The 14530-nt window shown below is 70.3% G+C and carries 13 protein-coding genes; 9 read left to right on the forward strand and 4 right to left on the reverse strand.

Features of this window, described 5'->3' with window-relative positions; translation table 11 throughout:
• Positions 1-76 precede the first annotated feature (76 nt).
• Positions 77-1006 (forward strand): DMT family transporter, encoded by a 930-nt coding sequence (locus AXK61_RS16980; protein ID WP_197466849.1) that lies wholly within the window; start codon positions 77-79, stop codon positions 1004-1006.
• Here the strand turns inward: AXK61_RS16980 and lexA are convergent.
• Positions 990-1700: a transcriptional repressor LexA gene (lexA, locus tag AXK61_RS16985; protein WP_082778077.1), complete on the reverse strand. Its 711-nt coding sequence runs from the start codon at positions 1698-1700 to the stop codon at positions 990-992. The genes AXK61_RS16980 and lexA overlap by 17 nt on opposite strands.
• Positions 1701-1957: 257 nt before the next feature.
• Between lexA and AXK61_RS24500 the strand changes: the two genes are divergently transcribed.
• Positions 1958-2590 carry a LysM peptidoglycan-binding domain-containing protein gene (locus tag AXK61_RS24500; RefSeq protein WP_082789407.1) on the forward strand — a complete coding sequence of 211 codons (633 nt, stop codon included), beginning with the start codon at positions 1958-1960 and terminating at the stop codon, positions 2588-2590.
• Between the two features lie 214 nt (positions 2591-2804).
• Complete coding sequence (nrdR, locus tag AXK61_RS16995; RefSeq protein ID WP_068572794.1) at positions 2805-3278, forward strand: transcriptional regulator NrdR; 474 nt, start codon at positions 2805-2807, stop codon at positions 3276-3278.
• Positions 3279-3283: 5 nt separating this feature from the next.
• Here nrdR and hrpA read toward each other — a convergent pair whose 3' ends face one another.
• The gene (gene hrpA, locus AXK61_RS17000; RefSeq protein WP_082789408.1) at positions 3284-7276 is read right to left on the reverse strand and encodes an ATP-dependent RNA helicase HrpA; all 3993 of its coding nucleotides are present in this window, start codon (positions 7274-7276) and stop codon (positions 3284-3286) included.
• An 18-nt stretch (positions 7277-7294) separates the two neighbouring features.
• Between hrpA and AXK61_RS17005 the strand changes: the two genes are divergently transcribed.
• The 3 genes from AXK61_RS17005 to AXK61_RS17015 all read left to right on the forward strand — a co-directional run bounded on the left by AXK61_RS17005 (position 7295) and on the right by AXK61_RS17015 (position 10684).
• The gene (locus AXK61_RS17005) at positions 7295-8548 is read left to right on the forward strand and encodes an aminotransferase family protein (protein WP_068746443.1); all 1254 of its coding nucleotides are present in this window, start codon (positions 7295-7297) and stop codon (positions 8546-8548) included.
• A gap of 100 nt (positions 8549-8648) precedes the next feature.
• Positions 8649-9017 carry a DUF485 domain-containing protein gene (locus tag AXK61_RS17010; protein WP_068572912.1) on the forward strand — a complete coding sequence of 123 codons (369 nt, stop codon included), beginning with the start codon at positions 8649-8651 and terminating at the stop codon, positions 9015-9017.
• A 35-nt stretch (positions 9018-9052) separates the two neighbouring features.
• Positions 9053-10684: a solute symporter family protein gene (locus AXK61_RS17015; RefSeq protein ID WP_414930007.1), complete on the forward strand. Its 1632-nt coding sequence runs from the start codon at positions 9053-9055 to the stop codon at positions 10682-10684.
• 60 nt (positions 10685-10744) lie between these two features.
• Here the strand turns inward: AXK61_RS17015 and AXK61_RS17020 are convergent, their stop codons facing one another.
• Entirely contained in the window at positions 10745-11563 is an 819-nt protein-coding gene (locus AXK61_RS17020) for a sigma-70 family RNA polymerase sigma factor (RefSeq protein WP_068572790.1), read from the reverse strand.
• A gap of 80 nt (positions 11564-11643) precedes the next feature.
• Here AXK61_RS17020 and AXK61_RS17025 point away from each other — a divergent pair, with 80 nt between their 5' ends.
• Positions 11644-12102: a carboxymuconolactone decarboxylase family protein gene (locus AXK61_RS17025; RefSeq protein WP_068746444.1), complete on the forward strand. Its 459-nt coding sequence runs from the start codon at positions 11644-11646 to the stop codon at positions 12100-12102.
• A 2-nt stretch (positions 12103-12104) separates the two neighbouring features.
• Here the strand turns inward: AXK61_RS17025 and AXK61_RS17030 are convergent, their stop codons facing one another.
• Entirely contained in the window at positions 12105-12869 is a 765-nt protein-coding gene (locus tag AXK61_RS17030) for a hypothetical protein (RefSeq protein ID WP_068746445.1), read from the reverse strand.
• Between the two features lie 144 nt (positions 12870-13013).
• Between AXK61_RS17030 and AXK61_RS17035 the strand changes: the two genes are divergently transcribed.
• Positions 13014-13934: a hydrogen peroxide-inducible genes activator gene (locus AXK61_RS17035; protein WP_068746446.1), complete on the forward strand. Its 921-nt coding sequence runs from the start codon at positions 13014-13016 to the stop codon at positions 13932-13934.
• 25 nt (positions 13935-13959) lie between these two features.
• Positions 13960-14529, forward strand: coding sequence for a cysteine hydrolase family protein (locus tag AXK61_RS17040; RefSeq protein WP_068572782.1), 570 nt, complete (start codon positions 13960-13962; stop codon positions 14527-14529).
• Position 14530: the final 1 nt, after the last annotated feature.

Consider the following 14530-nt stretch of genomic DNA (forward strand, 5'->3'; position numbering starts at 1 on the left):
GAACGATATCCTCGATCGATCATGATCGTCAATCATTGTTGGACGAGCGCTGCCTGCGCGTTCGACGATGGGAGCCATGAGAATCCCTCCGATGCTCGCCGTCTCCGTCATCGTCCTGTACGCGTTCGGCTATCCGCTCGGCGCGCTCGGCGTCGCGGCGATGAGCCCGTTCCTGCTGTTGTTCCTCCGGTTCGCGATCTCCGGTGTTCTGATGCTCGGTGTCGTGCGTGTGACCGGCCGCCGGAATCCGACGGGTGCTGCACTGGGGCACGCCGTCGTGGTGGGGCTGCTGACGCAGGCGACGCAGTTCCTCGGGTGCTACCTCGGACTGCGTGCGGGCGTGCCCGCCGGGGTCGCGGCGCTGATCATCGGCGTCAATCCCGCGGTGACGGCCGTGGTGGCCCGTCTCGTCCTCGGGGAGCACCTGACGGTGCGCAGGGCTCTCGCAGCCGTGCTCGGACTGGCGGCGGTCGTGACGGCGTGCTGGTCGACGGTGCCCGCGCTGGCCCATGCCGGGGCGGGCATCGGCTTCACCCTGCTCGGACTGGCGGGCATCGCGCTCGGCGGCGTCTACCAGCAGCGGTTCTGCGGGGACGTCGATCCGGTCGCGGGGAACGCGGTCGGCATGCTCGTCGCGGCGGTGCCGGCGGGCGCATTGACGCTGCTCTTCGGCGCGTCGGTGCTCCACCCGGTGCAGGGCGCGGTAGTGCTCGTGCTGATGGTGCTGCTCAGCTCCATGACTGCCACCACGTTGTACCTGCGGGTGATCGGCATCGCGGGCGCGAGCGGCGCCGCGATGCTGTTCGCCGTGATCCCCTCGGTCTCCGCGTTGTTCGCCTTCGTGATGCTGGGCGAGCCGGTGCATCCCGGCGTGGTCGTGGGGCTGGCACTGGGCGGCGCGGCGTGCGCGATCGCCTCCCTCGGAGGACGACGAACGCCGGCTCTCGACCGGGAGGTCGACGAGCCGGCGCTGCCGGAAACGGGAACGCTCAGATCCGCCGCATGACCGTGACGACCTTGCCGAGGATCACCGCGTCGTTCCCGTGGATCGGGTCGAACGCGGGGTTGTGGGGCATGAGCCACACGTCGCGGCCCGTGCGGCGGAAGGTCTTCACCGTGGCCTCGCCGTCGAGCATCGCAGCCACGATGTCGCCGTTCTCGGCGACGGACTGCTGCCGGACGACAACCCAGTCCCCATCGCAGATCGCCGCGTCGGTCATCGACTCGCCGACCACTTTGAGAAGGAACAGCGAGCCCTCGCCCACCAACTCACGCGGCAGCGGGAAGATCTCCTCCACCGCCTCCTCCGCGAGGATGGGGCCGCCCGCGGCGATCCGGCCGAGCACCGGCACGAACGCCGGCTCCGGCATCCTGTCCTCGTCCTCCATGACCTTCTGGATGACCTGCGCCGTGCGCTCCTCGGCGCCCTGCACGTTCACTGCGCGCGGGCGGTTGGGATCGCGGTGCAGGAAGCCCAGGCGCTCGAGGGTGCGCAGCTGATGCGCGACCGACGAGGTGGAGGTCAGACCCACCTCGTCTCCGATCTCGCGGATGCTGGGCGGGTAGCCGCGATCGCGCACGGAGCGCCGAATGACCTCGAGCACCTGCTTCTGCCGGCGCGTGAGGTGATCCTCCGAGACATTGCCCTGCGCGTCGCGGAAGCGCTTGTCCCGATGCTGGACCTGTCGTTCCTCTGCCATGTGCCGCTCCTCACGCCCGTTCGGTTCTGCAACCCACTGTAGTCGAGCCGCTGGGTCATGACAAACATCTGTTCGAGAAATTCTCCTGCGTGTCTTCCGCTCCGCTCGAGGGTGTGGTAGAAATCGAACAGAAGTTCTTTCGAACACTTGCACGCACTCCGGTGTGACTGGTGGGGCTGGATGGAAAAACTTGTCAGTCCCCTCCGATAGACCTGTAGGTGAGCGAGAAGGACCCGCTACCGACGTAGGGAGAGATCATGACCGCGATCATCGATCGGGATGTCATCACCGCAGCACAGGAGCCCACTGCCGAGGCGCAGGCACTGGCGCGGCACGGCTCGGCGGCCGCGGATCGGCGCGGCGCCACCCGGGCCCGCGGCGTGTCGCCGCGGCTCGCCCGGAGTCGTTCGCAGGAGGTGGCGGACCGATCGATCACCTCGTCGAACGAGGTGTCCGAGGGCGCTGTTCGAACGGTGCCCGGCGCGGTCCGCGTGACCGGAGCGCGCGGCGCGGCGCGGCGCACCGTCGAACGCCCGCGCGTGCGTTCGGTCGGTCGGACGCGTCGCGGTGTCTCGCGGGTGGACGGCTGCGCCCGGCGCACCCCGGGCCCGTCCCTGGCCGTGTGCCTGCTGTTCGCGGTCGGCACGTTCGTGGGCCTGCTGGTCCTGTTCGGCGGCGCGCAGCAGGCGGATCCCGCCCCGGCCGGCGCCGCGCAGCCCGCGCTCACGTCGATCGTCACGGTGCGGACGGGCCAGAGCCTCGAGCAGATCGCCCGTGAGATCGCGCCCGATCATGCGCCGGCCTCGGTGATCGCGGAGATCGAGGAGATCAACGGGCTCCGCGACGGGCGGGTCCACGCAGGGCAGACGCTGGTCACCCCGCGGTACTGACGGCACAGCACGAGCGAAGGAGAAGCGGATGACCACTCGGATGGCGATAGTGGATTCCCGGCAGGGCGGGCGCGTGGCGCACCTCGACAATGTGGTGCCGTTGCCGCGCCGAGTATTCTCGATGTCGAGATCGCGGGGCACGGCCGTGGCAGGGGCCACGGTGCTGCAGTTGCCCCGCCGTACATCCGAGCGCACCCGCGCGGGAGGTGAACCCATGCATTGCCCGTTCTGCAAGAACGAGGACACCCGTGTGGTCGATTCGCGGGTGTTCGACGACGGGCAGGGCATCCGTCGGCGCCGCTCGTGCAACGAGTGCGGGCGCCGGTTCACCACGGTCGAGAGCGCGGTCATGGCCGTGGTCAAGCGCAACGGCGTCACCGAGCCCTTCAGCCGCGAGAAGGTCATGAAGGGCGTGCGCCGGGCCTGCCAGGGCCGGGACGTGGCCGAGGACGATCTGCACAAGCTCGCCCAGCAGGTCGAGGAGGCCGTCCGGGCCACCGGCGTCGCCGAGGTCCCCGCCAACGAGGTGGGCCTGGCCATCCTCGGCCCGCTGCGCGACCTGGACGAGGTCGCCTACCTGCGATTCGCATCCGTCTACCAGGGGTTCTCGTCCATCGAGGACTTCGAGGCCGCGATCCGCGACCTCCGCACCCGCGCAGCCGCGGCGGGCCCGACCGACGCCGCGTAGCGCGGTCAGGTCAGGGCCGCGATCGCGGCCAGCACCTTCTTCTCGGAGATCGAGCCGGCGGTGCCGAGTGACTGTGCGAACAGGCTCACGCGGAGCTCCTCGATCAACCAGTTCGCCTGGTCCAGCGCCGCATCACGACGGTGCTGGGGCAGCGTGTCGAGCTTCGCCGTCAGCGCGCCGTACACGCGGTCGAGCGTCGCCATCCCACGGTCGTCCCGGTCGATCGCCGCGGGCAGAGCCGCCCAGCGCGCGGCCGCCCCCGCCGTGTACCGCGGAAGGTGCCGCACGTGCACGCCGGGCGTGGCGGCCACGAAGCCGGGGAACAGCAGGCCGTCCAGCTGCTCGGCGATGTCGTCCGCGGCGTCGCGGAGCGCGGGCGGCGCGGAGGCGATCGCGCCGCGCACCTCCGTCGCGGTCGCCACGGCCGCTGCGACGTCCGCGAAGTACTCCTGCACCGTGGCGCCCAGGCCCGCGCGCACGGACGCCGTCAGGGCCGTGAACTCATCGGGTGTCCAAGCGAGGCCCGCGCGCGTGCGGAGATCGGTGATGGCGCGCCGGCGGCAGTCGGCGACCAGGTCCATCGGCGTCGGGTACGGGCTCTGCGACAGCGCCAGCCGGTCCCGCTGCCCGACCGACTGCAACACCGACTTGTGCGCTGCGGGCAGCACGTTCGACAGCAGCACGTCGAGGCCGGCCCCCATCAGTGCCAGCTGATCGGGCTCGTTCGCGACCACCCGGACGCCGGCCCGGTCACCGTCGGGATAGAGGGTCCCGAACCCGGTCACCCGGCTGCCCCGGATCTCCGTGTCGATGGTGCGCGGCACGTCGCCGAGTGTGGCCGCGGTCCACTCCCGGGCGGGTGCACGCTCGTAGTCGCCCGCGCGGCTCGACAGGTCCTCCTGCACGGCCGCCCCGAGCCGTCGCTTGAGCGCGTCGAGGTCCTTGCCGGCACCGAGCTCGCGGCCGTCGTCGCCGATCACCACGAAGGTCACCCGCAGGTGATCCGCCAGCGCGGCGGGGGAGAAGTCCTCGGCACGGATCACCGTGCCGGACAACTGGGTCAGCTCCCGCGCGAGCCCGTCGGCGAGCGGCTCGGCACGCGGGGTGAGCCGCGCGAGGGCGGCCGCGGCGAAGTCGGGCGCGGGCACGACCTCGCGGCGCAGCTGTTTCGGCAGCGACTTGATCAGCGCCGTCGCGAGCTCCTCGCGCATCGCGGGCACGAGCCATTCGAAGCCGTCCGCGCGCACCGTCGCCAGGTCCTTGACGGGGATCCGTGCGGTCACCCCGTCGTCGGTGGCACCCGGCTCGAAGCGGTACTTCAGCGGTACCTCGACGCGGCCCTGCAGCCACGTGGTGGGGTACGCGTCCGCCGTCACCTCGGCGGCACCGTCGGCGAGGAGGTCGTCCGCGGTGAAGTCCAACAGTGTCGGCTCCCCGCGGGAGGCCTTCTTCCACCACGCGTCGAAGTGCCGGGCGGAGACGATGCCCTCCGGGACCCTGCGGTCGTAGAAGTTGAAGAGTCCGTCCTCGTCGATGACGAGGTCGCGGCGGCGGGCTTTGTCCTCGAGGTACTCGGCGTCGTCGAGCAGCGCGCGGTTGCGCGCGAAGAACGGGTGCCGGGTGCGCCATTCGCCCTGGACCAGTGCGTGCCGCAGGAACAGGTCGCGGGCGACCACCGGGTCGATCCGGCCGTAGTTCACGGTGCGTTCCGCCACGAGGGGCACCCCGAACAGCGTGACCCGCTCCTTGGCGAGGACGGCCTCGCGCTTGGTGGACCAGTGCGGCTCGGAGTAGTGGTGTTTGGCGAGTGGCCCCGCCAGCTTCTCAGCCCATTCCGGCTCGATCTTCGCGACGGTCCGTGCGAACAGCCGCGAGGTCTCCACCAGTTCCCCGGCCATGACGAGTCGCGGCGGTTTCTTGTACAGGGCGGATCCCGGGAAGACCATGAACTTCGCGCCGCGCGCACCGAGGAATTCCCGCCCGTCGGGTTCGCGCAGGCCGATCTGGGACAGCAGTCCGGCCAGCATGGCCTGGTGGATCAGGTCCGCGGACGGTGCCGGTTCCCGGCCGAGCGATTCGGCCTTCCATCCCAGGTCCCGGCAGATCTGCCGGAGTTGGCCCTGCAGGTCCTGCCATTCCCGGATCCGCACGTAGTGCAGGAACTCGCGCTGGCATTCGCGGCGGAAGGCGCTCGAGCTGAGCTCCGCGCGGCGCTCGCCGAGATGGCGCCACAGGTTCAGGTAGGACAGGAAATCGGAGGTGGGATCGGCGAAGCGGGCGTGCTGCGTGTCCGCGGCCTGACGGTGCTCGGCCGGCCGCTCCCGCACGTCCTGGATCGACAGGCCCGCAACGATGACCAGCACCTCGGCCAGCACGCCGAACTCGCGGGCGGCCACCAGCATCCGGGCCATCCGCGGATCGACGGGGAGGTCGGCCAGTTGCCGGCCCACCGTCGTGAGCTTCTTGTGGCCCGGGGCGGCGGGTCCCGCGTCGGTCCCGCTCGCTCCGCTCCCGGCGACCGTGAGCGCGCCCAGCTCCTCGAGCAGCGCCGTGCCGTCGCGCACCGCGCGCTCGTCGGGCGGCTGGACGAACGGGAAGGCGGAGACCTCGCCGAGCTCGAGCGCCGTCATCGACAGGATGACCGAGGCGAGGTTGGTGCGGAGGATCTCGGGATCCGTGTAGACGGGGCGTGCGTCGAAGTCGTCCTCCGAGTACAGACGGATCGCGATGCCGTCGGAGGTGCGTCCGCAGCGACCCGAGCGCTGCTGCGCCGATGCCTGGGAGATCGGCTCGATCGGCAGCCGCTGGACCTTGGTGCGCGTCGAGTAGCGGGAGATGCGGGCGGTGCCCGTGTCCACCACGTATTTGATGCCCGGCACCGTGAGCGAGGTCTCGGCCACGTTGGTGGACAGCACGATCCGGCGCCCGGAGTGCGGCGCGAAGACGCGGTGCTGCTCGGCGGAGGACAGGCGGGCGTAGAGCGGCAGGATCTCCGTGCCGGGCCGGACGTGGGCCTGCAGTGCCTCCGCGGCGTCGCGGATCTCCCGCTCGCCGGAGAGGAAGACGAGGACGTCGCCCGGGGCCTCGCGGGAGAGCTCGTCCACGGCGTGGACGATGCCCGTCACCTGGTCGAGCGGTTCGGTGTCGTCGGTCATCTCGTCGAGCGGGCGATAGCGGATCTCCACCGGGTAGGTACGCCCGGAGACCTCGATGACGGGGGCCGGCGCACCGTCGGGCCGCGCGAAGTGCGCCGCGAACCGTTCCGGCTCGATGGTCGCGGACGTGACGATCACCTTGAGATCGGGCCGGCGGGGGAGGATCTGCCGCAGGTAGCCGAGCAGGAAGTCGATGTTGAGGCTGCGCTCGTGCGCCTCGTCGATGATGATCGTGTCGTAGTCGCGCAGCAGCCGGTCGCGGGTGAGCTCGCGCAGCAGGATGCCGTCGGTCATGAGTTTGACGGAGGTCTTCGGTGAGACCTTGTCGGTGAACCGGACGGCGTAGCCGACGGTGTCTCCCAACTCGGTATCCGTCTCCTCCGCGATGCGCTCGGCCACGGAGCGGGCGGCGAGGCGCCGGGGCTGGGTGTGGCCGATCATGCCGCGCACGCCGCGTCCGAGTTCGAGGCAGATCTTCGGCAGCTGGGTGGTCTTCCCCGAGCCGGTCTCGCCGGCGAGGATGATCACCTGGTTCTCGGCGATGGCCCTCGCGATCTCGTCGCGGCGGGCGCTGACCGGCAGGTTCTCCGGGTAGACGATCGCGGGGACGGCCGCGGCGCGGACCGCGAAGCGCTCCCGTGCGGCGTCGACGTCGCGGGCCAGCCGGGGGAGGTCGGAATCCTTGGCGCGCTTCAGCTTGCCCCGCAACCGCGTCTCGTCCCGGAGGGTGACGACGGGCGCGGCGTCGGTGCCGAGAGCGGCGTACAGGTCGCGCTTCGTGGAGGGGCGGAGCTGCGCCTCGTCTGCGCCGCATGGTGCCGTACGCGTCTCCTGTTCACTCATTTGCTCTAGTTTATGCCTATGAGCGGACAGGGACCCACGACCTCATCGGCACTCTGGCACGGCTTCGCCGACATGGGCGCCGTGCAGCGCGACGGCGCGTTCGTCTTCGCCCGCGGCGAGGGCTCGTACGTTTTCGATACCGACGGCAATCGCTACCTCGATGCGACCGCGGGTCTGTGGTTCGCCAACGTCGGGCACGGTCGCGCCGAGGTGGCCGACGCGGTGCGCGACCAGCTGCTCAAGGTCGCACACGTGACCGGGTTCGGCGACGCCGCCACCGACACGACGGTGGCCCTGGCCGACCGCCTGCAGGGCATCGCGCCGGTGCCGGACAGCAAGGTCTTCTTCACCTCCGGTGGCTCCGATTCGGTGGACTCGGCGATCAAGCTCGCCCGCCGGTACTGGCAGGAGAGGGGCCGGCCCGAGAAGAAGCTGATCGTCGGACGGTCGAACGCCTACCACGGCATGCATGTCGGAGGCACCTCGCTCGGCGGCATTCCGGTGAACGCCGAGGGCTACGGCGGCGTGCTGTTCGACGACACCGCGACGATCGCGTGGGACGACGCGAAGGAACTGCTCGGGCTCATCGAGCGGGTGGGTGCCGACTCGATCGCGGCCTTCGTCGCGGAGCCGGTGATCGGCGCGGGTGGCCTGCTCCCGCCGCCGGAGGGCTACCTGCGCGAGGTCCGCGACATCTGCAGCGAGCACGACGTGCTGTTCATCGCGGACGAGGTGATCACGGGCTTCGGTCGGATCGGCGGTGCGTGGTTCGCGTCGAGCCGGTTCGACCTGCAGCCGGACCTCATGACCACGGCGAAGGGACTCACCAGCGGCTACGTCCCGATGGGTGCGCTGTTCGTCGCGCCGCACGTGGCGGAGCCCTTCTACGCCGGCGGGGTGTGGTGGCGCCACGGGTACACCTACGGCGGGCATGCGGCCGCCGCTGCCGCCGCGATGGCGGTCCTCGACATCATGGAGCGGGAGAACCTCGTGGCCGAGGCTCTGCGCTTGCAGGACACGTTGCTCCGCGAGCTCTCGGCGCTGGCCGATCATCCGAAGGTCAAGCAGGTCCGCGGCGGCGTCGGCGCCGTAGCGGGTGTGCAGTTGCACGAACCCGCGGAGGCGATGGCCATGGTGAAGAAGCTTCGCGCACAAGGTGTGTCGGGTCGCGCGGCCGGGCTCGGCACGCTCCAGTACTCGCCGTCCTTCGTCACCACCGACGAGCAGGTCGCCGAGATCGCTGCCGCGACGCGGAGGGCCCTCGACGCCTGACGGAGCGGTGGTCCGTCGATGGCGGGTTGCAGGGGGTTGCATTGCGGTTTGTTGACCATTCAAACCCCTGATAAGTGTGGTCCGTGACACACTGCCGCTCGTGAACGAAGATGATACGGCTGCGGTCTATCAACGCGCCTACGACAGCAAGGAATTCCACGAACTCCGCCGTAGGCTGGCGTCGTTCGTGCTCCCGATCTCCGCGGCCTTCCTGCTCTGGTACGTCCTGTACGTGCTGCTGGCCACCTACGCGCACGACTTCATGAGCCACAAGCTGTTCGGCAACATCAATGTCGCGCTCGTGCTGGGTCTCGGTCAGTTCGTCACCACCTTCGCCATCACCTGGGCGTACGTGCGGTTCGCGAACAGGACCATCGACCCCATGGCGACGGACCTCCGCCAGAGCATCGAGGCGGACCTCAAGGGCGACGGCGGCGACGTCGCGCTGGGCAAGGGAGAGCCGAAGTGACCGACATCCTCGCGTTCTCGTTCGATCCCAGGAAGATTCAGGTGGGCGAGCAGGTCGGCTCGACCACGCTCAACATCGTGATCTTCCTCCTGTTCATCGGCCTCACGATGGGTCTGGTGATCCGCGCCAGCCGGACCACCAAGAAGGCCACCGACTTCTACACCGGCGGCGCCACGTTCACCGGCCCGCAGAACGGTTTCGCCATCGCGGGCGACTACCTCTCCGCCGCCAGCTTCCTCGGCATCTGCGGCGCCATCGCCGTGCAGGGCTACGACGGTTTCCTCTACTCGATCGGCTTCCTCGTGGCGTGGCTCGTGGCACTGCTGCTGGTCGCCGAGCGGCTGCGCAACGTCGGCAAGTTCACCATGGCCGACGTCCTCAGCTTCCGGCTCAAGCAGCGGCCCGTCCGGATGGCCGCGGCCCTCGCGACGCTCACGGTGTCGCTGTTCTACTTGATCGCGCAGATGGCGGGCGCGGGCGGCCTCGTCGCCCTGCTGCTCAACATCAAGGGGCACACCGGCCAGTCGATCGTGGTCGCCGTGGTCGGCGTGCTGATGATCGTCTACGTCCTGGTGGGCGGCATGAAGGGCACCACCTACGTGCAGATGGTCAAGGCCGTCCTGCTCGTCGGCGGCGCGCTGCTCATGACGCTGATGGTGCTCGCCGCGGTGAAGGGCAACTTCTCCGATCTGCTGCAGAAGGCGATGGACGGCACCGTCACCAACGCCAAGACCGGGGCGAAGGAGGCCGTCGGCGAGAAGATCATCGAGCCCGGCCTCAAGTACGGCAAGACCGAGACCACCAAGCTGGACTTCCTCTCGCTGGCGCTCGCGCTGGTCCTCGGTACCGCCGGCCTGCCGCACGTGCTCATGCGCTTCTACACCGTCCCCACCGCGAAGGAGGCGCGTCGTTCGGTCACCTGGGCGATCGGCCTGATCGGCGCGTTCTACATCTTCACCCTGGTCCTGGGCTTCGGTGCCGCGGCCTATGTTGGTGCCGATGTCATCGCGAAGGCGCCGGGCGGCGTGAACTCCGCGGCTCCGCTGCTGGCGTTCTCGCTCGGCGGCACGATCCTGATGGCGGTCATCTCGGCGGTCGCGTTCGCAACCATCCTCGCGGTGGTCGCGGGTCTCGCGATCACGGCGTCGGCGAGCCTCGCGCACGACATCTACAACGGGGTCATCAAGCGCGGCAAGGCCTCCGAGGAGTCGCAGGTGCGGGTCTCGCGCATCACGGTGGTCGTCATCGGCATCGCGTCGATCATCCTGGGCATCGGCGCGATGGGGCAGAACATCGCGTTCCTCGTGGCGCTCGCCTTCGCCGTCGCGGCGTCGGCCAACCTGCCGACGATCCTCTTCTCGCTGTTCTGGCGGAAGTTCAACACGACCGGTGCCGTGCTCTCGATGTACGGCGGCCTGATCTCGGCGATCGTCCTCATCATCTTCTCCCCGGCCGTCTCGGGTAAGCCCACGTCGATGTTCAAATCGCTGGACTTCCACTGGTTCCCGCTGGAGAACCCGGGCCTGATCTCCATTCCGATCGGCTTCGGCCTCGCGATCATCGGCACCTTCCTCGGCAAGCCCGACGCCGACCTGACGGACAAGGCGGTCGAGATGGAGGTGCGCTCGCTCACCGGTGTCGGTGTCGAGAAGGCCATCGACCACTAATCCCACGCGTTCGACGGTGCCCGTCCCCGGCTTCCGGGGGCGGGCACCGTCGTATCGGGGTCAGAGGGGGACGACCTCGCTGCCCGCCACCTCGTCGGCGCGCAGCGTGACGTCGAGGGCGGCGATGCGGCCGTCGGCGGTGAAGGTCACGTCCCCGAGCAGCAGGTAGCCGGGCGCACCGGGCAGCCGCACGGTGTACCCGAGGAGGCCGTCCACCAGCGCGACGAGCGCCGTCTTCGCCTTGAACAGGAAGGCCTCCGCGATCGCGGGCGCGCCCGACAGCACCGTCGAGGGGGCGTCGTCGGCGTGGGTCCGGAACACGGCGTCCGGGTCCAACAGGTCGACGAGCGCGGTGAAGTCCCCGTCGCGCGATGCCGCGAGGAAGGCGCGGACGGCGTCGGCGCGGGCGGCGTCGGGCCGGGGAGCGCCGGCCACCCGGCGGCGCGCCCGGCTGGCCAGCTGGCGGGTTCCCGCCGGGCTCTTGCCGAGGACCGCCGCGACATCGTCGAAGGGCACGGCGAACACGTCGTGCAGGACGAAGGCGACCCGCTCGGCGGGAGCGAGGTCGTCGAGGACGGCGCCCAGAGCGGCGCCGACGGACTCCGCGAGTTCCGCCTGCGCGTCCGGCCCGAGCGCGGGATCCGCCGGCTCGACGTCGTCGAGCGGTGCCGTGTCGCGACGGGCCCGCAGGCGGTCGAGGCAGATCCGGGAGACCACGGTGGTCAGCCACGCTGTCGGGTTGTCGACGGTGCCCTCGGCGCGGTCTGTCCTCAGCCACGCCTCCTGCACGGCGTCCTCGGCGTCGGCGGCCGAGCCGAGCATCCGGGTGGCCACCGCCAGGAGCCTCGGTCGTGCGGTTTCGAAGTCGTCGGCGTCCATCTGTCACATCCTTCGTAGTCGGTTCGTCATGAGGGTGACGGGGCGATCGCCCCGATTGTGACGGACCGAAGGAGAACATCATGACCGCACGGATGACGAACCCCGCGATGGCGCTGCCCGGAGCGATGGACGCGCTGATGAAGCTGGGCGCGGTGGTGGCCGAGACGGGGCTGTCGCCGGAGCTGCTGGAGCTGGTCAACATGCGCGCCAGCCAGCTCAACGGGTGCAGCACCTGCCTGGACGGGCATTGGCGCACGGCGCGCAAGCACGGCGCGTCGGACGACAAGCTGTTCGCCGTCGGCGCGTGGCGGCACACGCCGTACTTCTCGGACGCCGAGCGGATCGCCCTGGAGATGACCGAGGAGCTCACGGCGCTCGCCGGGGCGCCCGACGCTGTCTCGGACGAGCTCTGGGATGCCGCCGCCGACGAGTTCGACGCCGCCCAGCTCGCGGGTCTCGTGCTCGCGATCGGACAGATCAACCTCTGGAACCGGCTCAACCATGCGACGCGCCAGCAGGCCGGCGCCTGGCGTCCCTGACGTCAGGGGAGCATGCGTCCCGCGAGCCAGCCGATCGCGACGGAAGCCATTGCGGTGGCGATCGCGCTCACGATTGCGAGTCCGAATCCCTGAGCGCCGCTCAGTGGCCGGCTCGTAGGAGGAGTCGCGGTATCGGGTCCGTCGGCGTTCGGTTCGACGGCGGCCTGCTGTCGGTCGAGCGCCGGCGCGCGTCGGATCAGCGGCTCGGGTTCGAGAATCAGATAGAGCAGGGCCCCGATCTGCCCGATGGTGAACATCCAGAACCATGCCCAGCGGTTGCCCCGGCGCGGCTGGAACACGAACACGGCGGCGAAGGTCGCGAGCCAGGCGATGCTGATGAGAAGGCCCGTCCAGTCCGGCTGCGGCGACGAGGGGAACGGCAGGGAGAGGGAACCGCTGTCGTCGTCGGAGGTCGTGCGGAGCCTGACGTCCCGTCCCTCCATGTCGTTCGCGAAGTCGGACCACGGCGACCCTGCGGTGCCCTCGGACGTTCCGGACGGACTCGGCCCAGCGCCCTCCGGCCTGTCGAGCACCCGGCCGGTCCGCCAGCGGAACGGGCGGGTGGACCACGTGCCCGATCGGACGTTGTCCTGGGTCCACTGATCGGAGGGGATGATCAGCTGGGTGACGGCGCCCCGCTCGAGGTCGTGCCGGAAATCCGCGTACGTCGCGTCCCGCGGGTGCGCCTCGGCCGAAAAGGCGACGAAGCCCACGACGAGGACGATGAGCGCCACCCACCGTGCGATCGGCGCAATGACGCGTCCCATCCGCCCTCCCCGGTCGACCTCCTGCGACGGTACTTCGTTACGTGCCGGAATGACCTCGGATCGGACGAGGTCGGCGCGGTGAACGACCCCGTCGGATCTCGCTGCTGCAAAGCAAAGACGATGGATGGACGTAGACTGATAGGTATGTCCGATCAGCCGTATCAGCCGACCCTCGCGCAGCTGCGGGCCTTCGTCGCGGTGGCGCGCTCGCGTCACTTCGGTACGGCCGCCACCTCGCTGGGCGTGAGCCAGCCCTCGCTGTCGCAGGCGCTGGCCTCGCTGGAGGCAGGCCTCGGGGTGCAGCTGGTCGAACGCAGTACCCGCAAGGTGCTCATCACCGAGGCCGGCATGGCACTGCTGGAGCAGGCCTCCGGGATCGTCGCCTCCGCGGCGGAGCTGGTGAGCTCGGCGGCGGGGCTCACCGGGGAACTGCGCGGCACCCTGCGCATCGGCATGATCCCGACGGTGGCGCCCTACCGCCTGCCGCGCCTGTTGCCGCAGTTGCGCGCGGAGGCGGACGAGTTGGCGGTCACCGTCGTCGAGGACCAGACGGCCCGGCTGCTCGACGCGCTGCGGTCCGGCCGCATCGACGTGGCCGTGGTGGCGCTGCCCGTGCACAGCGCGTCGATCGCCGAGATCCCGCTCTACGACGAGGAGTTCGTCCTCGTCGTCCCGCCCGGGCATCCGCTCGCCGGCCGCGACGATCTCACTGCCGATGACCTCTCCGGCTTGCCGCTGCTGCTGCTCGACGAGGGACACTGCCTGCGCGACCAGGCGCTCGACCTGTGCCGGCAGGCCGAGTCCGGCGTCGGCGTCATGGGAGACACCCGGGCCGCGTCGCTGGCCACGATCGTGCAGTGCGTGTCCGGCGGCCTGGGCGTCACCCTGCTGCCCGAGCCCGCGGTCGCCGTCGAGCTGCGGGGCACGGACCTCGCCGTCGCGCGGTTCGCCGCGCCCGCCCCGGGGCGGCGAATCGGCCTCGCCTACCGGGCCTCCAGCGCGAAGACCGAGGGCTTCACGCGGCTCGCCGAGATCGCCCGCTCCGCCGCGGAATCCACCCTGTGACACTGCTGAGCGCTAGCCTGGGGGCATGGTGAACCAGCGCTCCGTCCTCATCCTCATGGACTTCCAGAAGGGCATCGTCGACGGTGCCGAGCGGGCGGGGCAGGGGGCGGTCGCGGCCGCCGCACGGGCCCTGTCCGCGGCGCGGGACCGGGGCGTCCCGGTGGTCCACGTGCGGGTCGCCTTCCGGCCCGACTATCCCGAGATCCCGCCGTCCAACCGGGCTTTCGCGATGATCCGCGAGGGTGGCGACTCGATGACGGAGGTGTCGCCGCTCACGGCGATCGTCCCCGAGGTGGCGCCACTGCCGGGGGAGCCGGTGGTGATCAAGCGGCGGTTCGGCGCCTTCAGCGGCAGCGACCTCGACGTGGTGCTGCGCGGCCTGCAGGCCGATCACCTGGTGCTGGCGGGCATCTCGACCAGCGGCGTCGTCCTCTCGACGGTCCGCTACGCCGGGGACCTCGATTACGGCCTGACGGTACTGTTCGACGCCTGCGCCGATCACGATCCGGAGGTGCACCGCGTGCTCATGCGCAAGGTGTTCCCGCGACAGGCCGAGGTGGTCACCGTCGACGAGTGGATCGAGGCCCTGGGCTGAG

The sequence above is a fragment of the Tsukamurella pseudospumae genome (assembly GCF_001575205.1).
Lineage (GTDB): Bacteria > Actinomycetota > Actinomycetes > Mycobacteriales > Mycobacteriaceae > Tsukamurella > Tsukamurella pseudospumae.

Excerpts from the sequence above, each read along its gene's own strand:
- AXK61_RS16980 (WP_197466849.1), top strand. The coding sequence starts at position 77 with ATGAGAATCCCTCCGATGCTCGCCGTCTCCGTCATCGTCCTGTACGCG.
- lexA (WP_082778077.1), bottom strand. The coding sequence starts at position 1,700 with ATGGCAGAGGAACGACAGGTCCAGCATCGGGACAAGCGCTTCCGCGAC.
- AXK61_RS24500 (WP_082789407.1), top strand. The coding sequence starts at position 1,958 with ATGACCGCGATCATCGATCGGGATGTCATCACCGCAGCACAGGAGCCC.
- nrdR (WP_068572794.1), top strand. The coding sequence starts at position 2,805 with ATGCATTGCCCGTTCTGCAAGAACGAGGACACCCGTGTGGTCGATTCG.
- hrpA (WP_082789408.1), bottom strand. The coding sequence starts at position 7,276 with ATGAGTGAACAGGAGACGCGTACGGCACCATGCGGCGCAGACGAGGCG.
- AXK61_RS17005 (WP_068746443.1), top strand. The coding sequence starts at position 7,295 with ATGAGCGGACAGGGACCCACGACCTCATCGGCACTCTGGCACGGCTTC.
- AXK61_RS17020 (WP_068572790.1), bottom strand. The coding sequence starts at position 11,563 with ATGGACGCCGACGACTTCGAAACCGCACGACCGAGGCTCCTGGCGGTG.
- AXK61_RS17025 (WP_068746444.1), top strand. The coding sequence starts at position 11,644 with ATGACCGCACGGATGACGAACCCCGCGATGGCGCTGCCCGGAGCGATG.
- AXK61_RS17030 (WP_068746445.1), bottom strand. The coding sequence starts at position 12,869 with ATGGGACGCGTCATTGCGCCGATCGCACGGTGGGTGGCGCTCATCGTC.
- AXK61_RS17035 (WP_068746446.1), top strand. The coding sequence starts at position 13,014 with ATGTCCGATCAGCCGTATCAGCCGACCCTCGCGCAGCTGCGGGCCTTC.
- AXK61_RS17040 (WP_068572782.1), top strand. The coding sequence starts at position 13,960 with ATGGTGAACCAGCGCTCCGTCCTCATCCTCATGGACTTCCAGAAGGGC.